Here is a 20,040-nt window from a genome sequence, read left to right as displayed (position 1 = left end):
GGCGATACCCCCCCCTTTATTAAAACATTACGGCCATGAGTATTAAAAATAACATACCTAAATGGGTGCTGCGCGAAGCGGTGACCGATTGCCACAACGTGCATGACTTTGCGCACAAGTACCGTAAACCCCAAAGATTTACAGGCAGGGGAGCGGAGTATGTAGATACCGTCATGCAAAGCCACAAAGAGGATATTGAAAGGCGTGGCTATACCACCATTGCGCACCATGATAACATCATGGGTAAAATCCTGGCCTTTATTCCTGAATACCAAATTCAGTCCATCTAAATAACAGACCTCAAAAATACCGACTATGACAACGAACTTCTTTCAAAATATCGCCTCCCTGAACACTCCCGGCAACTGGAAGATCGGCATCCGTGTAAGTGAGAACGGGGAAATCCATTTTATCGGCTCGTTCAATTCGCTAAACGCCACGCAGCAGGCCGGGAAGAATATTCCACCCTTTACGCTTAAAGCTACGGCAGTGGAAATGGACAAGCTGTTTTTTGACAAGATAACGGAGCCGGTCAAAGAAACCGCCAGTTTTCAGGATAACTTGAAACAATATCAAAAGGCGTTAGACAAAGCCAAGACACAGACCAAACCAGTACCTGCGAAAACCATATCCGCAGGGGATGAACAGCCCGATCAGGATTTTGCCGACCTCAAAGCCGAAAAGAAAAAAGCATACGAGCAAGCCATCAAAACCATAAACGAACTGTCGGCTTCCTGCAAATATCAGGAGGCCTTGGAGGTACTGCCGGTCGTTGATGATTATCCCGATAAGGAAAAGGAACTCAAATCGCTGAAAGCCGACCTCCACCGCATGAACGAGCAGTTAAAACAATACTCATTACTCTAATCCCAAAAAGTTATTATCATGTTTTTCGATCAGTTACCACGGATATTCATTTATAAAGAGAACGGGCAGGAGATACGTTTGGACGATCCTGACCGGAACCTCAGCCCCGAGGAGGTTTGCGACCAGTACAGTGCATTATATGCCATACTGACCACTGCCAAAATAGTCGGCCCGGAATATAAGAATGACCATGCCGAATACCAGTTTGTCACCACGTTAGGCACCAAAGGATAACCATGAAACAGAAAACGCAGGGAGGCTTGATCTGCCTCCCTAAATCTAAAAGACAATGCAAACTCTATCAACAGTTAGGAACATTCGCAGAAAATCTCGACCAACTGCCGGACGCCGCAGCCGTGCTCAGGGACAAGACCAAATCGGCCCCCTTGCCTCATGTGCCAATGGTTTTTTAAACCATAGCTTTTTACCGCTTTGTGTGCCGGAGCGGGTTTTACCGCCCCGCGAAATAACCGAATCCGGCTATTTCCAATCGGTAAAAGAATTGTGCAGCGTAAACGGCTTACAACCCCTAGAGGTCGGCCACCTGCCATATCCTTATAATATTTTACTGAGCCACCGAGACCTGACCACCAAGCTGAACAGGTCGCCTTATGAAACGGCTTTAGTCATCACAAAAGAAGATAACGACACCGTTGGCCTGTCCACTAAACAGCAGTTTGAATTTGGGCATACGCTGTATTATATCCCGGTTATCCCGCTTTACCTTTTCCTGCGGCATCGACAAAACAGGCCGTCCGGCAATTTATTACTGGCTGTTATGTCCTACCTGTACCGGGAAGCCGGAGTACCTTACCACCGTGGGCAGGACAGTTTTATGGCAGGTGAATATGAAATGATTAAAGAGTGCTGTTTGGAGGCAATGGCGGAACATCCTGACGATTACGAGGAAGATATGGCCGACATTAACCGAACAGACATTTGCAGCGACATTATGCTGCGTAAAATGGCCAGTCCCTACCACCTCGAAAATTTGGAGCAGACCATCAAGCTTTTTAAAGCGCAAAACGAGCATGATGAAAACTGTTTGATGCTTGCCCGTGAGGCTTTGGCGCTCTACCGGGAATTTCCCGGGAATCACATTTGGCAGAACTTGACGGATTTGGAGGAATGGGACGACACCGCCGCCTGCGATGCTTATATCTCTTTTATTGCCGATGGCAAAGGCTGGCAGTATGAAAGGATAGAACAGAATGTAAACGAGTATCTCGGTAATTTCTCCGGGGTGCATCAGCCGACCGTCATCTGTGATTACGATGGGAAAGCAACCCAACCCCGTACGCTTGAATATGAATACCGTGTTTATGATTTAGTACTCAGTCTTTGCACCATCTTATTTGATTTGCCATGAGAGAGAACATCACCCACAATTTCGGGAAACTATACGAGCCGCTTAAAGCCTTGGCGATTTACCGTGAGGCTGAAAGTAAAAACATATACGTCGAGGCATTTGATATGGACAAAAACGGTAAGCCTATCAACGCCCACCCGTTGAGCATTCAGGAAAGCATATCCTTAGCGAAAGCCCTCGATACCTCTGAAGAAATGCGATCCACCTTTTTGGAGCCGGAGGGCTTAATGCCCCATAGTGTTTTGTACATCAATCGTAGCCGGAACGCATACGCGGTATGGAAAACCCCGGCGCAAAAAGTGCGGCTGCTGTTTAAAGAAGGATTGAGCATCCCTAACGGGGAAGCATGGGTGCCGCCCATGATCTGGAAAGCGAATCGCAACAGCCTTTCTGTTTTTGCCCTTAATACCGAAAGTAACCTAACTGAAAATACGCCACTTTGCGCTGCGCCTTACTTCAATGTTTATAACGATGGTAAGGTTTGCCTCGGAAATGTCAGCATCCGGTTGCCTCAACATTGCAGTTTAGAGGAATTTATGAAGCAATGGCAGGTGTACTTTTTTAACAGCTTTTTCAGCCACACGTTAACCAATACCGCCATTAAAGGCAACATTGTCCAGCTTTGGCAAAAGCTGATCGGTACTGATGCCCCATTCCCTTTGGAAAAACTCATTCCGCTCAACAAAACCATTAAAGACCTGAACAGATGAAAACGCTGACACCTATACATTTTACCGATAGCAACCTGCTGAACCCGACCAATCCGATTACCATCAATCTCATTGGAGCCGGAGGAACAGGACACCGGATGCTCACCGAACTGGTGCGGATGCATACTTCGCTCATTGCTCTCGGGAGGCCGGGGCTGCAGGTGACGCTTTTTGATGATGACCTGGTTAACCAGGCGAATTTGGGGCGACAGTTATTTGCCCCGTCAGAGGTAGGACAGTATAAATCGGTCGTACTGATTAACCGTGTCAACCGTAGTCAGGGCACGAACTGGAAAGCTGTGCCGGAACGGTTCAGCAGCAAAACACTGCACCTGTTGCCCGCATCGTGCAAAGCCAATATTTATATCACCTGCGTAGATACCGCAGCGGCAAGGCTGGACATCGATCATGTGCTGCGCTGGATTTCGCTCAATGCGAGGAATGACCGCGCCAAACCTTATTACTGGATGGATTTGGGCAACAGCCGTTATACAGGCCAGTTGGTGCTGTCTACATTAGCCGAGATCAGGCAACCGCAATCCGAGCGTTTCCGGCCGGTAGCGGTATTACCCCCAATTATTGACGAGTTCAGGGATTTACTGGAAAAGACCGATGACCATGACGAACCAAGCTGCTCACAGTCCGAAGCCCTGCGCAAACAGGATTTATATATCAACTCTGCAATCGCCCTGTATGGTGCGGAGTTATTATGGCAGTTGCTGACCGACGGCATGATCGAAAACCGGGGCGTGTTCCTCGATATCAAAAAGTTTAAAACCACGCCGCTGAAAGTGGCCTAAAATGAACGTTATGTATATCATTGATCTGGACGGTAAAAAGATCGAGGTCACCGACCTCGATTTAGCGATCATGCAGGCGGATGATTTTCGCCACTACAGGGTGACCAAGCCCTCTGAATACCAACGTTATTTATACAAGTATTGGGAAGATTTCTATCAGAAACTATTAAGGATAAAAGATGCCTGAGCCGCGCGCCGGGCTGCCACTTGCTGCTCTTATCCGCAACAGGCAGCCCGGCGAAAGCGGAAGTCTGACTTTCCGCAAATCACCGCAACCTCCGTACAGCCACGATTTGCAGAAATACAGACCAGTTTAAAAATTTAGGGCAATGGTAAAGATCAAGGAGAAGTATGTTGGAGAATTCGCTGATATTGACCACCTGATTTCGGCGCAAACTGACCACCGATTCCGCGGGAAAGTGACCACCTGATTTCGGAGGAAACTGACCACCCCGAACGAGCCACATATGCTGTAGAAGCAGGCCTATTTTTGAGGTTTAACAACTTCACTAATGGCCAACACTACGATAAGCATGAGTAAGATAAGACAGATCCTCAGGATGTACAGCCAGGGCCGCAGCAAGCTATCGATAGCGGCCCAGACCGGCGTGTCACGCAATACCGCAAAGAAGTACCTTATTGCGTTCGATGCCAGCGGCTTTACGTTCGAGGAAATCAATACCCTTAATGATAAGGAGCTGGAGGACTTCTTTGGCAAAAGCAGTGAACGTCCCCCGGACAAGCGAATGGTGGCCCTGCAACGCTGTTTCCCGCAGATAGATAAAGAGTTAAAGCGTGTCGGTATGAACCGCCGCATCCTGTGGGAAGCTTATATCAAAGAGTTCCCTGACGGGTTCAAGTACACCCAATTCTGCTTTTATTACAACCAGTGGAAAGCCCGCGTGAACCCCACGATGCACCTGGATCATAAAGCCGGTGATAAGCTGTATGTGGACTTTGCCGGTGAAAAGCTAAGCATAGCGGACAAGGATACCGGTGAGGTCATCGAGGCCGAGGTGTTCGTTGCTATCCTTGGCGCCAGCCAACTAACTTACGTAGAAGCTGTGCTGAGCCAGCAGAAAGAAGACTTTATAGCAGCCTGTGAGAATGCCCTGCACTTTTATGGCGGCGTACCTGCCGCCATCGTTCCCGACAACCTGAAGGCTGCCGTTACCAAGAGTAACCGCTATGAGCCAACGCTGAACGAGACCTTTGCTGACTTTGCCGACCATTACGGAACGACCATCTTACCAGCGAGGGCGTACCGCCCTCGTGACAAAGCACTGGTAGAAGGAGCCGTTAAGATCGTTTACAGCCGTATCTACGCACCTGTTCGCAAAGAGGCCTATCATACCCTTGCAGAACTGAATATCGCGATCAAGGTCGCTTTAGAAGCACATAACAGCCAGCCGCTGAAAGGCCGCAATTACAGCAGAAAGCTCCAGTTCGAGGAGATAGAACGCCAGGCACTCTCGCCATTACCGGCATTACGTTATGAGTTCAAACGGCAGCACCAGGCCACTGTAATGAAGAACGGACATGTTTGTCTGGGTATCGACAAACACTACTACAGCGTACCGTACCGCTTTATCGGCAGGAAGGTCAAACTGCTGTATTCCCGCACCAACGTAGAAGTCTACTACCACTATGAACGCATCGCCATGCACAGGCGCATCAAAAGCCCTTACAGCTACACAACGGATAAAGATCACCTGGCTTCGACACACCGCTTTATGACCGAATGGACACCCGATAAGTTCCTGGAATGGGCAGCATCCATTCACGAGGATGTGAGGCTTTACATCCTGAAGATACTGGACCGAAAGCAACATCCGGAACAAGCTTACCGCTCCTGTATCGGTATCCTCAGCCTGGCGCGCAAGGCAGGTAACGAAAGGCTGGCCAGCGCTTGCAGGCGTGCGCTCGGCTATGGCGTGTACAACTACAAGACCATACAGCAGATACTGGAGAACAAGATGGACAGCTACGAGGAAAGCTTATTTGCTGACGAGCTGCCTATGCCCAGCCATGACAATATCCGGGGAGAGAACTACTATAAATAACCATTAATGAACAGATCGATATGAACACGAACACCTTAGACAAACTTCGCAAACTGAAGTTCTATGGCATGTACCATGCCTTTAAAAGCTGCCTGGAAACGGGACAGACCGCAGAATACACCACTGATGAACTGCTGGCCCACCTGGTAGAGGCCGAATGGGACGACCGGCAGAACAGGCGCATAGAGCGTACGATCATGTATGCTAAGTTCCGCTATAAGGCCTCGGTAGAGAACATCCACTACCATGCCGACCGTAGTATCGACCGCAATCAGGTAATGCGCCTGGCAGACTGCCACTTTATTGACCGGAATGAGAACCTGTTGATCACAGGCAGCACCGGTATCGGCAAAAGCTATATCGCTTCTGCTATCGGACACCAAGCCTGCATACTGGGTTACCGCGTGTTCTATGCCAGCACACCCAAACTCTTTGCTAAGCTGAAGATGGCCAAGGCAGATGGTTCCTACATGAAGGATGTAGCCAAACTGGAACGCCAGCAACTACTGATCCTGGATGACTTCGGTATACAACCTTTTGATGCGCAGAGCAGGGCCGCACTGATGGAGATCATTGAGGACAGGCACGGTAAGACATCCCTGATCATCACCTCTCAGCTGCCGGTCAGTAAATGGTATGAGGTCATTGGTGAAAAGACGATCGCTGATGCTATCCTCGACCGCATCGTGCATGATGCGCACCGGATGGAACTAAAGGGAGAGTCGATGAGAAAAAGAAGGCCCGCAGAGCCCGAAAAAAGCTATCTGCAAAACACACTTTAAATAACTACTTTTGACAACGCTTCTACAGCGTTCGCTGCGCTCGTTCGCCAGCACTTTGGGTGGTCAATTTGCCACGGAATCACCTGGTCAACTTCTCCGTATTATACAGTATGTGATGGATTACAGGAATTAAAGCCGGTTAACGAATATTAATCGGCTTTTTTGTTATGCGGTGTTTTGGTGACAATACGCATCATGGAAATGTTTCGGTTGACAATCGGTTACTGGCTGTCCGTAATCATTACATTTACGTTATGAAAAATCTGGACGATGCACACCACAGATTGGTTTGAAATAGATCCTGCAGTTTTAGCTACAACTGAGGCTGATCCAATGGAGAGTACTTATGAATCATTCAGATACCGAATATTAAGAAAAAATGAGAAGTAGGCAATATATTTTTTCTCTATCACTAGAGAAAAACTTTTCTAATTGACTTTGGTATGTATGCCCTTGCAATGTATTATACAACGAAGGCTAGTTATACTGATGGTGAAAAGTTATTTAATTCGACTTTAACGGAATATGAATACCGTATTGCCAAAGGCTTATCACACTTGAATATAAAATAAATAACATTTAGTAGTTTTGAGACTAAACCTTAGTCTAAGATGAGTAAGAAAGTTACCTTCTACGTCCTGCTGACCATTCTATATCTCCTGTTAAGTAATCAACTCATTATTTTTTACGATAAGGTGATTGTGAACGGCTTCTTAAAGGACCTGAAAAGTGACTGGCTCTATTTAGGTTTATTCCTGTTGGTCGAACTAACTGTCTATCAGCTGATATATCTTCACCTGGAAAAACAAAAGGTCCCGTTCTTTTTATTCTTTGCCTCGATTTTATTATTAGCGACCTACCTGTATTACCGATTTATCAGTTCTCACTACACGTTTTACAGCGCCAAATACGCACCTGATCTTAAATACACGGATTATTTTATCTTTTTATTAGGGGGGATCGTGATCTTAGGTGCACTTGACAGGCTTAGCTCACATCGGCCACCAGTATACAAAAAGGTGCCCTTCATCATCGATGCCCCGATCATGAAGATCGCCGATGATAAATTCGACCGTAAAAATTTCGCAATCCTCCTGGCTGAAAGGATAGAATCCAAGGTCAATGATAACTATAGAGGGGCTATCGCCATTGGGGTAAATGGCAACTGGGGTGCGGGTAAGACATCGTTTACGAACCTGATCAAAAGCCAGCTGGATCGGAAGAATCGGATCATCATTGATTTTAATCCGTGGCGGAGCCTTAGTCCGACCAAGATCATCGAGGATTTTTTTAAAGTATTAACGGACCAATTGAAAGTCTACGATACAGCGCTATCTGAAGACATTGAAACTTACGCCAAATCGCTGACCGATATCGAAGATGGCGTATTCACGAAAACCTTTAAAACCGGCTCCCAACTATTTTTCGGTGATAAAAGCGATACCGTGAACTATGATAAGATCAATACCTCGATCGGCAAGATCGGCCAGCAGATCATTGTATTTATCGACGACCTGGACCGGCTGGATAATAAAGAGATCGTAGAGGTACTGCGATTAATTCGGAATACAGCCAACTTCAAAAATCTCGTATATGTCGTGGCTTACGACCGGAACTACGTCATAGAAGCTCTCCGGAACATCAATAAGCATCATTATGAAAGTTACCTTGAAAAGATCTTTCAATTTGAGTTCAGTTTACCGGAATACAACCCCGAGGTATTGCGTACCAATATCAAAACCGACCTGAAAAGCGCGATATTAAACAACGACATCCAAGCGATGCTGAACACCGCAATCGACTATACAGGACGGTCCGGTCGAAGTTTCACCAATTGGATTGTGAAGACTCAGCGTGACGCGGTACGGTTATGCAATTCATTTTTATTCGAGATAGACGGTGTGATCAAAGAGGTCAATGTCATTGACTTTTATCTCCTGCAATTGCTGAAATTAAAGCATAGCAGCCTTTACGAGACTGTAGCCAAGTATAAAACCGTCTTTTTTATCCAAGATAAATTGCACATGCGTTTACGCAAAGAGAGTGAGCGTAATTCTGAAATTACCGGGTTTGACCTGATGTGGCAGGGAATGGAGGAAGAACGCCCAGCCCAACAGGTCGGAGAAGCGGTAAAAGACCTGCCAATCCTACACAAATACATCGACTCCATCGATAAAAGCAATATCAATGAATTGGAGATCGCAGTCATTAAAGAGGTATTCGATGTATTATTAACAGAAAAAGATTTTAGGATAGGTTCGGAAAGCCGCGATTACAAATCATTTGTCAACGGCGAGAATTTTGAAAAATATTTCACTATACAACAAAGGATAACCCAATTATCGGCAGATGAATTCGAGCAATACCGGCTAGGCGATTATGAGGCATTCCAAACGAAAATCGATGAATGGTTGGACGATCCGAATAAGGCAGATGAGGTGACCAATCGGTTGAAAAAGATCGTAGACTTTGAGCATAAAGAAGAATGGGAGAACCATCTGAAAATACTCATACACATCGGCAAGCGGCAATACGCCGTCAATGGCGGGTTCGGAACAAATTATAAGCAAATAGCGGAGCTGATCGCTTACCCGAAAGAGCGCGACGGTAGTTATAAGTTCTTTGATAACGCACAAGCTTATAAGGATTATTTTACCGCCTTCTTCGAGGATGTACCGGAACCTTATGTATTTGAAGGACACATTTTGGTAGCCGGACTGACCGGAGTAACTGATTTTCCTTTAGAGACCAAAGAGATCGAGGATCAGCTTTATAAATATTTTGAAACTTATTGCGCAGAACATACCGAGATCACCAATGATTTTAGGCAACTGCATAATGTGGTAGTTGAAAAGAACAACTCCTATAATTATGATTACAAGGTCCAAGCAAGAGCTGAAATCTTATTTTTAGATTATTTCAAAAGACATTTAAAGGTTTGCCAGCTTTCCAGTTTCATTCGTCTTCATGACCCATTTGAAAAATACTATATATTCGATGTAGCCTGGATCAAATACATTTTTGGTTCGCTTGAAGAACTCATTGAATATGTCGAGAACAACGAGAACTTTGATAAAAATTCAGCATGCTATATCGAGTTTATGAAGTATCATGCCGCTGTGCAGGCAAGTGCATACCCCGCTATCCTATTTCCGTTCGAGTATTTATTTAAGAATACAGCTGATGACTAAACTATTCGCACTCATTGATCACTATGCGTAACTCTATGTAACTTCCTCCTTAAGATAATTAAATTTTTAGCTCGTCCAAAAATGTCAAAAAGGGTATTAAGTGTTCAACTTTGGTACCTTATCACCTCGCAAGCAAATAAAGCCCGATGATTGTTGGGCTTTGTTTGCTTAAAATAACCGGAGACGGCTTCTCCTGGTTCGAACATTTCCCATCCTTATATTTGCTTAAAAGTGCTTTAGCACGTTTTGACGACATCGTTAAGTTTAATCTTGGTTTATAATGATGATGTCGGCTAACTTGGGCTTAACATATTTTCAGGCTCATACTGCGCTTCGAGGTATTGTACAAATTGTCTGTCCCATTCATTGAAGTTTGTTACGTTGGCAGAAATAATTTTATTTATATCCATCGATTAAAACATTAGTTATAATATTAACAATCAATTCTTGAGAGAATTAAATGTAATAATTGATCTGACTAAACAGGTGATAGATAACTGTGCCCGATTGATGAATCGTTTTGCCAACCTTGATCGCAGAAGCATTAACCTTAAAGTCAGCGCTGACATCCGTGAATTTACTAACAATAATATAATCTGTAGGTAATTGGCATTTGGCTAAAATATCCGTCTCATAATTGGCCCAGTGGTCATTGAAGTCTGCGGCATCGCTCATGTCGTAATAAATGATTAATAGATTTTCACGCTGGTGGTAATAATTAAATATCTTTTCCAGATGCGGAACGGCATTGTTCGCTCCCCGATAAATCAAAGCTTCGCCGACTAACATAATTTTGGTATCGGCTCCAATGATAGGCAGATCGCGCTCACCTGGCTGGGGACCTACTGCACCTGAAAATGCGCCTCTCTTTTGCCCTGAAACGGTCCACCCATAATTAAAAATTCTGCTTTCCAGTATGATTTCGAGCAAGTCGTTATACTTGTCTTCATTTTTGATCTCGTTGATCGACCGTATCTTTTCGAGCATCTTATCGGCGGCATGGACAAACTCCTGGATAAGAAATTCCGGCATGCTGGTTTGACCGTTCAAGCGAGACGGAATTACCTGAATCAATTTTTCGGGTACAGCATCAAATATGCGTTTATACTGATATTGGAGTTCATCAATATTATCTAACCCTTTGACCGTTAGTTTCAAGTCTTCCAGAAACTGGATTTGAGCAATGTCATTAAACTTATGGTAAACTTCCCCTTTTTCTATCCAATAGAACGCTTCTGCTCGGCGGCCTCTTTCTACCAAAAACGCTACTTTCAGTTGAAGGATGTCCGGAAGCAACTGATAAGGTAGCTCCAGCTGATTGAACAACCAATCGAACTTTTCCTCGAAACCAAGTTTCAAATATATCTGTAATAGTAAAATTGAAATATTGGGTTGCGTTTCCTGGTTCTGCGCCTCGGTAAAATTTCCAGATGCTTCGTTCCATTCGGCTAAGGCATCCGCAAATCCTGTCGTACTATCATTCTTTTCAGCGGTTTTATAGGCGGCACACAACCGGTTAATTGCAAGCGAAGTATATTGCGGAAATCTGCGGAAAAGATCATTGAAAATTGTATAAGCGCTTTCAGGGCAATCGGTCAGTCGGATCAAACCACGGTAAAACGAGCGATAATCACTACTACTCAGATTATTACTATGCACTTGGGGATGAACAACCGGTGCCGTCACTCCATCGAGTTGTTTTTCATCAGCACTGAAATAGGCGATCAGCAGCCGAATACGAAACGCTTCCATTTTATTACTGACATCATTACGCGCATCTGCGACTTTAACTTCATAAAACACCAGTGCTTCCTCCAGTTTTTCCAGTAGTTCCTGGTTATGTGACAATTGCAGTAAAATGTTTTTAATTTCCGGGATCCAGTGCTGTTTATCCAATATTGTAAGCACGTCTGCACCATTTGCTTCTTCCAATAATTTTTTGCGGATACCAGTAGACGTTATCCATTCCAACATGGTCAGTAATTTGTGATAGTCACCGCTGGTTTTAATGGCCGTGATTATTGCTTCCTTGTTAGAGAACCAGTTCACCGCACGTGCCAGCCGCGGCAATAACGCTTCATCGCTGTAGCCATAAAGAGATGTCTCGTGGTTAAATTCAAACAGGTCGAAATGCCCCGAGCCCGGGTCATTTTTAGCATACTGGCGGACAAAGCTGACGATCTGAGCCTCAATTGAACTCTGGATATCCTGAAGTTTTGTTTTTTCGAATCCCGAGGGTATCTCTGGGCTTACCAGTTTTTTTAGTAAAAGAAGTAAAACTCCGATATGTGTCCGCAACTGTAAAATGTGAACTCGATTCTTTTCATGCAAAATATCTGTAGTGGCTTCAAAATATATCCGTGGTGATAAAAACTGGGCGAGCAAATTGTATTTATACAAATGATAAATGGGATATATCCACTGCAACTTATCCAACCGCTCAATACTTTCACTCCAGGTGATATTACCAACAGTATCTGTTTTAGTATGATAATCAAATCCTAAAGCCTCGTCGGTTTCCAGTAAGTTAAGATAACTTTTCAGGAATAGCCGGGTAAATTTTTGTAACTGTGGCTCAAGTGCAGGGCGATAAGTCTTGAACTTGGGAGAGTCTATCATCTGCATTAAACAAAAAATAGCATCCCATTGTACCATCGGGAATTTCACCAGACGATTGCGGTAAACCTCTGGCATTTGATACCTATTTATATAAAAACAAAGGAAACTGAATAATGAGGGTATGTGTTGTTGAAAAGTTGCCGGGTAATCCCAGGCGACCAAACGGTTCAGCGTGCCTGTTTCCCGTTTTTTTCTTGCGGTCTCCTTAATCGGGTCTGAGGGAGGTCTGCTTCCCCTAAGGTCCTGGTATTTGTCTTTGTTAAGTTCGACAAATTGCTGGACTAGAATCTTTGCAATCTGTTTCGGTCTGAAATAGAGTCGGGTCGCACAGGAAATAAATAACGAGGTTGATTGTTGCCATAATTCTATGTTAAGCGGATCGGCAGGATGACTTGCCTGCATTTCGTCTGCAAGCACGAAGCCAAGCGCCGCCAATTGCGGATGCGAAAACAACGCAGGTAAAATCTCTTGCCGTCGATGTAAGATAATATGACAAATTTTCCAGGCTAAAAAAGGCCGTTCAGCTGCTATCATCAGTAATTCCGCGATACGACGGTAGGGTTGCTGCGGGAGCACCTCTCCGTTTTCATCGTAAACGGGTGTGTATTTGTTCTCACCGCAAATGAACGCGTTGATCAGTTTGTTGACACTGTGACGCGACCGCTGATCATACAATGTATTACCTTGGCTAAGCGGCCCGTCATTCAATCGGTGGTAAACATCGACCGGAGCCACAGCATCCATATCGTAGCTGATATAATGATCTTTCAGGCTGATGAAGCCGCCCTTAAATGAGCTATCATAGATCATTTTCCGAATCTCATCACGTCCGCCAGCGAAATCCGGCTCAGTCTTCAAAAACAGATAAGCTTCACGGCAAAATGCCGAGACGGCAGCGATTGTAGCTCCCGAAAGCGGTTTATGAGCATCGATATGCTGCGTTTTAAAGAGCCATATTTTTAGTGCAGTCTGTTTATCGGGAATTTGATCGTCCTGGTCAAGTAACGTCCAATAACGTCCTGATATCTGATTGGCAAGTATATGCCAGTAGTTCAATTGACTGGAAGACGCGTGAAAGAGGATATCATATCCTCCTGCCGACTTCCTAAATTGTGAATCATTAATAAAATTCAGATATTCAGGAATATCTGAATAACACCCTCGATGTTCGTTGTATATTTTCTCAAGATTATTTTCGGTGATATGAAGAAAACTTCGGTTTTCTTCAGCCGCTATGCGCTGTTTATAAGCCAGTATAAATTCGAAACGCTCCCAGTAATCTAAATATCCCTGAAAATGAGCCTCTATGTTACTGAAAGTAACCTTGTCATTTTTCACCGAACTCCATTTTTTAAAAAAAATACCGTTTGGGTCAAGTATACAATTATTGTCCTGTTCGTATTTTCGGATAACATCTTCGAAATTTGCTTTTTCAAATTCCAGGGTATCCATATTATTTTGCTTGTCTTGAGCCTGCTGAACAGATAAAAAAAGTAATTCCTTCCAGTAAAGAGTTATCTTTTCAAAGGTTAAACAAGAAATTGAGATCAGGCCGGCAATGTGTATACGATCACCAATCTTACGCAACCAGAAGTCTTTAAAAATTCCCGGAAGATCGATATTACGACCGGTGGCGGCTTCATAGTCCACTTTAAATTGTTCCAGACCTTCTACGTTAGTAATGTTAGATATCGGTTTGGCAGCATGCAGTATTTTTGCGAGAAAAAGTGAACAATTCCATAGTTCGTCAACGTTGGCAGACTGGCGGTCGGCGTACTTCTCGTTGATTCCTTTATAAGTAAGTCTTAAAAACTCTTCAAATTTTTCAATTTTTCCGTGTATTTCGTAGTCCATTTCTTCTGAAGAATAAAGTTTAGGTTTATTGAATATTGTTGCAGTAAATACAACTTTCTTTTAACTAATGCAAATTTCCACTAAAGCTTTGATTAGAACGCTATTTCAAAATCATTTTGTCTTTTCATAAAAATCGAACATCAGTTTTATTTAAATCAAAAGATTTTCTTTTTTATCAATGATAGTAATTGAAAGGCTTGACGATGACTAAAGTTATCAAAAATCGCTTTTTGCTTTAAGAAATGGTTAAGCATCCCTGTTGCTGACTGTGCTTTCTTCGTTGGTTTGGGGCACTGGGTTAAAGGTGAGGTGGATGCCGTGGTCGTTGAGCACCAGTTCAGCTGCATATCCGTCCAGCAGCCAGGCGCGGCCGGGCCAGTGGCCTTCGGTTACTTCTTCCGGCGCGGCTTTTCCCTGGTCGTACAGGTCGGGGCCGATCTCCTTGGTGAGGAATTCGATGATGCGGTTGAGTTCCTCGAAGAAAACGCCGTTGGACAGGCGCACCTGTTCGCGCGAGTAATAAAAGAAAGCGGTTTCCCCTTCCATGCCGATGGTGACGGTATCAAAGTAATAGAAATACACCCGTTCGAGGGCGTAGCAGGTATAGGTCGTCGTGCCCACCTGTTCGTGGCGTAGCAGTTTTTTTTGATGGAGGTCATTTAGTTCGTTAAGGAGGCCCTGGAAATGATGTTCCGGCGGCGCTTGTTTGGCTAACCAGGCGGCGAATTCGTCTGTGGTCATGGGGGTGGCCCAGACCTGCATGGCTTTGTAGATAAAAGCAGTCTTTTTCAGAAAATCCTCATCGGACGAGACGATGATGTCGCAGAAGGCGCCGAAGAAGGCATGACGGGCGTCGTTGATAAGGTTCATCAGTTGTTGCTTGCGGACTTTACCTTTGACGAGGCCGAGGAATTCCAGGCTGTAATACATGGCGAGAAACAGGCTGTAGTCGTCTTTCTGGGTGAGCTGCTTTTTGATATAGGCGCTGTAGGTCTCCAGAAATAATTTGGGGTCGGTGATCTGCTTGCCGTCGAAGCCTTCGATGCCGAAATGTGTGTAGATCACTTTGAGGTAGTCGTGCTTGTGCAGGTATTGGAGAAAAGCCCGGAATTTCTTTTGCTCGGCGCTCAATCCGTGGGAAAAACCGTAGAAGGCCTGGAAGAAATCATAGAAAGTGGTGGTCTGCGCGAAGAGCTCGCGGTAGTCCGGGGGCATGTCGGCGGGCAGCCTGGATTCGTCGGCCAGATCGCGAAAGTTGAGCGGGATGGTCTGCAGGTAGTCGGTGAGCAGGCTCATCTCGGGGCTTTTTTCGAGGATGTCCAATTGAAAATCCCAATCAAAGCGGGCATGGTGTTGCCGGGGTGTCCAGGGATCGAATTTGGGTCGCTCGTCCCAGTGGAAGCAGTGGTTGCCGGCGATCTGCTCAAGGAGGTCCATGTCCTTGAATTTTTCGTCGGTGCGGTCGCGGACGAGGTCATGGATATGCGCTTCGGAGAAGCAGTAGATGTTTTTTTGGTTGTCTTCGAGGATGCGCTGCAGGAGTTCGTCGCCGCCTTCGCGTTTGAGGGCCTGGATGGTGCTTTGATCGATGTAGATGCGCATACGTAAAGATACTTATTCCGTATCATCGGACATTATTCCGCTGATTTTCAGTGTCAATGATCAAAAATATACGCAAATATTGATAGATATCATTGTTAATTAATATTATTGTACAAACCTTAAATGATCACAGAGCACGCTATCATATTGTCCTTAAAGGAAGGAACGCCTTTCACCTCATTCAGGTTCTACAACGAGTTCCTGAAGGAGCTGTCGCAATATTACAGGACGGCGGCTAATAAATATGATCCGCCGGATATCGTGCTCGATAATGACTTGGTGATCGAGCCTAATACGCTGCCCCTGCTGATCACACTGGGGGCCTACCTCAAAGATTTTCACCAGAAGCGCGCGCGGCTGATCTTCGAGAACGATTTGGTGTCCAATCACCTGATCAAGTTCCTGCAGCGCTCGGATTTTCTGTATATCATCGGCAATAATATGAACCCTACCTTCCCGCTGGGTAGGAGGATCTTCCAGTTCGATGAGCGGCAGGTCGGTGACTTCCGCAGTAAAAAGGAACAGCGGGCGGACCACAAGGTGCGAATCTATTCGCTTGACGACTCGGCGATGGCTTCGGTGGTGGACAGCAAGTGCAGCGAGGAAGCCCAGCGGGACGACCTGATCGAATATTTTTCTTTCTCGGTGACCAAGCATTTCGAAGAGCTGATCTCGGATGCGGATACGGATAATCGGACCCGCCGGAATGTGATCAATACCATGGCGGAGCTGATCACCAACGGGCTGTTCCATTCCAAAAGCGATGCTTATGTGATGATGTTCAGCGGGCGGTTCAAGCTCAGTTGCTCGATCGCGGATAAGGGGATCGGCCTGTACCCGACCATCGCGGATAAACCTCCGACATCGTACTATGAGCCACTGGGGGTATTCAAGGAACTGGAGGGCCGGGTTCGCCTAAAAATGTCGGCGGAGGTGCAGAAATGTGCCTTTTCGATCTTCGAAACCTTCTATTTTTCGATGCTGAAGAACCGGCGTGGCCTGTTCGACTTGATGATCAATATCGTGGTCAGCTGCAAGGGCTATTTCCGGCTGCATTATGACAGCGTGCAGATCATCGTTTCCAGCCGCATGAGCCGCGAGCTGACCGAGCTGCAGGAGATCCGGATCGCAATCGCCAATACGCACAGCCAGGCGGGCTTTGGGGAGATCGCCGAGGACGAGTTCCTGGAGCGGATGACGATGCTTTCGCAGAAAGCCCGGCAGGCCATCCTACAGCTCGCGCTGACCGTCTTTCAGCGTTATACCGAGGACGTGCAGTATTCTTCCATCCGAATTTTTAGCATTAAGCTCCCGGGCGTGCACATCGAAACCGAGATCCCCAAAATAGCGAACTGACATGGTGATATCGGCGATCATAAAAGAGCAGGTGATCTATATCACGGCGCACGCGGAGCAATCCTATACGGGCACTTACCTTGCGGACAAGGGTGACGTGGAGGTCAATATCGATGCGGGCATCTACGGTCAGGAGCTCACCAAGGAAACATTGACCAATATCTGTGCTTATATCGAGGCGACCGTGCATGGCCGGGACCATGACCTTGTCATCGATTTTGAGGGTGTCCGGGATGTGCAGATCAATCAGCGTCCGCTGATCGTGAAGCTCAAAAGCCTAGTGCGCCATTTGGTGCTGACCAATATCGGTTTGCCGATCGTCAAGCGCCTGGAGGTCGATATCTATGTCAATAACGCGCTGATGGATGATGCTTACCCGGTCTTCCATGTCAGCGACCAGGCGCCGGCGCTGGAACTGGTTCCCCTGGACGAATTATTCTATAAAAAATTCGTGCAGCTGCTGCAGGCGCATACGATCGATAACGGCACCCAAGAGGCTTTTCATCACCATTCGCCGATCTATCTGCCCAAGTTCGTGGACATCAAAGGCATGGCGGTGGCCGACCAGCCGTTCTTTTTGTACGTGATCTACCGGCTGGCGCTGCAAATGCTCGCTAAAGCCGAATGGAGCTCCGGGGATGAAAAGCCGATCCTGTTCTGCCAGAATATGAATGGCGCGCTGATCGCGACCGTACTGTCCGGTTTTCTGAAATGGGACCTGCTGTCGATGGACCACATCGGGCCGGTGAATAAGGTGTACAGCAATATCGGCAGCAAGATCAAATCGGATGCCCGTTATATCGTAGTCGCAGATATGGTCTGCCTGGGGACGGAGGTCCGCATCTGCCAGAACATCATCAATTATTCCGGCGGTCAGTATATCGGCCATGTATCAATCGTGAAGGTGGATACGCTCAGGCCGGGTGACCAGGCGAAGGATGCGCTGAGTGTGTTCCATATCTCGCGGGAAAATAACCCGATCGATTACCAAATTTTGACCGCTTTGAACAATCTGTTATGAGTGCCAAGGTAATTATACATCTGTCTGACCTGCATGTGTCGAGCCATAAGAACGAGGATGAGGAACTGATCACCAAACCAGGCTCCTATCTGACCACTTCGGAAGCGAACAATATCGGCAAGAATTTCATTGACGAATTTTGCGCGCATGTCCAGACGCATTATGGTGCTGATGAAAAGTACCTGATCATTTCCGGCGACATCGCCGACAAGAGCTATGAGCCAGAGTACCATTTCGCGGTATACTTTCTGAAGCGTTTAACAGATAAACTGGGGATTCCATCGGAAAAAATCATGGTGGTGCCGGGCGATCACGATGTCAATCGCATGAAGCTGACCAATGCTTATGCCGCATCGGATAAGCGGCAGAAACCTTATGAATTACATGAGGCAAAGTTCGCGGACTTTTCGGCCTTTTACCAAAGTTTTTTAGAGCGGGATTTTGCTTACGATTCGATCATTACGGACACACTGGTTTTTACGGAGGAGCGATTACTTTTGATCGGCCTGAATTCGAACGGCCATATCGGTATCGTGGGTGGCAAGGGCTTTATCGACCAGGATCAACTGGATGCAGAACTAACGGCCTTATTAACGGAATACACGGACTTTGTCAAGATTGCGGTCTTTCATCACAACTTTTACGGGCAGTACGAAAATAACCTGGACGGCCAGTGGGATGCCCACAATAAAATCGAGGTCAAAAGAGTACTTGAGCGACATGGTTTCGGTGTGGTGATGTACGGCAACGAGCACACTTCGGCCTCGAACAGTGTGAACCAATTAGCCATGATCGCGGCTCCGGCCTTTTCTAAAACGGATGTACCCGGTGGTTTTAAGGTCTATCGGATCGATACCGAATCCGGGCTTTTCCTGGATCATTTTATCCATGGCCTGCGCAATGAGCATGCCCATACGGATTTTCCTTTTGGCTCCTGGAGCAAACTGCAAAAGAATGACAATAATGAAAATATCGGCCGTATCGTGCTGCGGCAGCCGGTTGCAGCGGAGATAGTGATCGAGACGCATGACCTGCTGGCGATGCCGCGACCAGGGACTGAGGCCGGGCCGGGAGCTGAGGATGGCGCAACGGAAATGGTCGCGCCTGAAGCCGATGGAGGTGCAGGCAGTCTGGTGTTCGATTTTAATAAGAATGAATACCACAAAAAGCTGTTCGGCATTGTAAAAGAGCTCAACCTGTTCAAGTCGGGGCATTTCCACTGGAGCGATTCTTCCAAAGCGCATAACTGGATCGATGTGCCGATGCTGCTTTCGGAGCGCGACCATGTCATGCTGGCACAAAAAGCCATTTATGATGTGGTGACGAGGAACGAGCTGGATTTCGATTTTGTGCTGGCGCTGGGGATCGAAGGGAATATTATTGGGAGCTATACGGGTTTGCGGTCGGACAAGCCTTTTTCTTACCTGCCTTATTCTTACCGGTATAATGACCATGAGGCCTATGAGAAAAAGATCGCGGTGGAGAACGGCGGGCGCTTCCGGCATATCCTGATCATTACGGATGTTGTGAATAACGGAAAGACAGTGGACCGGCTGGTGGAGAACGAGCAGGAGTTCTTCAAGCCGGAGCATATCGACCGTATTTCGGTGGTGAGCCTGTTTTATACCGGCAGTACGCCGGATAATATCGTCAGCAATGCTTCGAACTTAAGGGTAGACCATTATTTTGTGTCGCATATGAAGGTGGAGCGCTGCCCTTACGGGAAGGATTTCCGGGAAACCTGTATGATCTACCGGGAGAAGCTGGCCTGTGTACATGAGTTCTATGATGCTTCACAGACCTGAG

15 protein-coding genes are annotated in these 20,040 nt (G+C 46.2%); 13 read left to right on the top strand and 2 right to left on the bottom strand.

The window, feature by feature from the left end; all coding sequences use genetic code 11:
* Positions 1 to 35: 35 nt before the first annotated feature.
* From ABZR88_RS10990 to ABZR88_RS10945, 10 genes are all read left to right on the top strand, one after another.
* On the top strand, positions 36 to 290 hold the full coding sequence (locus tag ABZR88_RS10990) for a hypothetical protein (protein ID WP_107831781.1): 255 nt from the start codon (positions 36 to 38) through the stop codon (positions 288 to 290).
* 25 nt (positions 291 to 315) lie between these two features.
* The gene (locus ABZR88_RS10985) at positions 316 to 867 is read left to right on the top strand and encodes a hypothetical protein (protein WP_107831780.1); all 552 of its coding nucleotides are present in this window, start codon (positions 316 to 318) and stop codon (positions 865 to 867) included.
* An 18-nt stretch (positions 868 to 885) separates the two neighbouring features.
* Positions 886 to 1,101: a PRTRC system protein C gene (locus ABZR88_RS10980; RefSeq protein ID WP_107831777.1), complete on the top strand. Its 216-nt coding sequence runs from the start codon at positions 886 to 888 to the stop codon at positions 1,099 to 1,101.
* A gap of 55 nt (positions 1,102 to 1,156) precedes the next feature.
* Positions 1,157 to 2,236 carry a hypothetical protein gene (locus ABZR88_RS10975; protein ID WP_146166624.1) on the top strand — a complete coding sequence of 360 codons (1,080 nt, stop codon included), beginning with the start codon at positions 1,157 to 1,159 and terminating at the stop codon, positions 2,234 to 2,236.
* Entirely contained in the window at positions 2,233 to 2,946 is a 714-nt protein-coding gene (locus tag ABZR88_RS10970; protein WP_107831773.1) for a PRTRC system protein B, read from the top strand. The genes ABZR88_RS10975 and ABZR88_RS10970 overlap by 4 nt, the downstream gene beginning before the upstream one ends.
* Complete coding sequence (locus ABZR88_RS10965) at positions 2,943 to 3,746, top strand: PRTRC system ThiF family protein (RefSeq protein ID WP_107831771.1); 804 nt, start codon at positions 2,943 to 2,945, stop codon at positions 3,744 to 3,746. The genes ABZR88_RS10970 and ABZR88_RS10965 overlap by 4 nt, the downstream gene beginning before the upstream one ends.
* A 10-nt stretch (positions 3,747 to 3,756) precedes the next feature.
* On the top strand, positions 3,757 to 3,933 hold the full coding sequence (locus tag ABZR88_RS10960; protein WP_170113698.1) for a hypothetical protein: 177 nt from the start codon (positions 3,757 to 3,759) through the stop codon (positions 3,931 to 3,933).
* Between the two features lie 346 nt (positions 3,934 to 4,279).
* Positions 4,280 to 5,809, top strand: a complete 1,530-nt coding sequence (gene istA, locus ABZR88_RS10955; protein WP_369434689.1) for an IS21 family transposase — start codon at positions 4,280 to 4,282, stop codon at positions 5,807 to 5,809.
* 20 nt (positions 5,810 to 5,829) lie between these two features.
* Positions 5,830 to 6,591: an IS21-like element helper ATPase IstB gene (gene istB / locus ABZR88_RS10950; protein ID WP_107831783.1), complete on the top strand. Its 762-nt coding sequence runs from the start codon at positions 5,830 to 5,832 to the stop codon at positions 6,589 to 6,591.
* Positions 6,592 to 7,202: 611 nt separating this feature from the next.
* Positions 7,203 to 9,782, top strand: a complete 2,580-nt coding sequence (locus ABZR88_RS10945; RefSeq protein ID WP_107831749.1) for a P-loop NTPase fold protein — start codon at positions 7,203 to 7,205, stop codon at positions 9,780 to 9,782.
* Positions 9,783 to 10,238: 456 nt separating this feature from the next.
* On the opposite strand, the gene ABZR88_RS10940 is transcribed toward ABZR88_RS10945, so the two are convergent.
* Positions 10,239 to 14,255 (bottom strand): hypothetical protein, encoded by a 4,017-nt coding sequence (locus ABZR88_RS10940; RefSeq protein WP_107831751.1) that lies wholly within the window; start codon positions 14,253 to 14,255, stop codon positions 10,239 to 10,241.
* 246 nt (positions 14,256 to 14,501) lie between these two features.
* Complete coding sequence (locus ABZR88_RS10935) at positions 14,502 to 15,857, bottom strand: hypothetical protein (protein WP_146166623.1); 1,356 nt, start codon at positions 15,855 to 15,857, stop codon at positions 14,502 to 14,504.
* A gap of 123 nt (positions 15,858 to 15,980) precedes the next feature.
* On the opposite strand from ABZR88_RS10935, the gene ABZR88_RS10930 reads away from it, so the two are divergent.
* From ABZR88_RS10930 to ABZR88_RS10920, 3 genes are read left to right on the top strand one after another with little or no spacing between them, the layout of a single operon-like run.
* On the top strand, positions 15,981 to 17,213 hold the full coding sequence (locus ABZR88_RS10930) for a hypothetical protein (protein WP_107831757.1): 1,233 nt from the start codon (positions 15,981 to 15,983) through the stop codon (positions 17,211 to 17,213).
* A gap of 1 nt (position 17,214) precedes the next feature.
* On the top strand, positions 17,215 to 18,234 hold the full coding sequence (locus tag ABZR88_RS10925; protein ID WP_107831759.1) for a hypothetical protein: 1,020 nt from the start codon (positions 17,215 to 17,217) through the stop codon (positions 18,232 to 18,234).
* Positions 18,231 to 20,039: a metallophosphoesterase gene (locus ABZR88_RS10920; RefSeq protein ID WP_107831761.1), complete on the top strand. Its 1,809-nt coding sequence runs from the start codon at positions 18,231 to 18,233 to the stop codon at positions 20,037 to 20,039. Before ABZR88_RS10925 ends, ABZR88_RS10920 begins: the two co-directional genes overlap by 4 nt.
* The last annotated feature ends 1 nt before the right edge of the window (position 20,040 follow it).

The sequence above is a fragment of the Mucilaginibacter yixingensis genome (assembly GCF_041080815.1).
Classification (GTDB): domain Bacteria; phylum Bacteroidota; class Bacteroidia; order Sphingobacteriales; family Sphingobacteriaceae; genus Mucilaginibacter; species Mucilaginibacter yixingensis.
The sequence above is the reverse complement of the archived record's forward strand: the minus strand, read 5'-3'. Positions and strand labels throughout refer to the sequence as shown.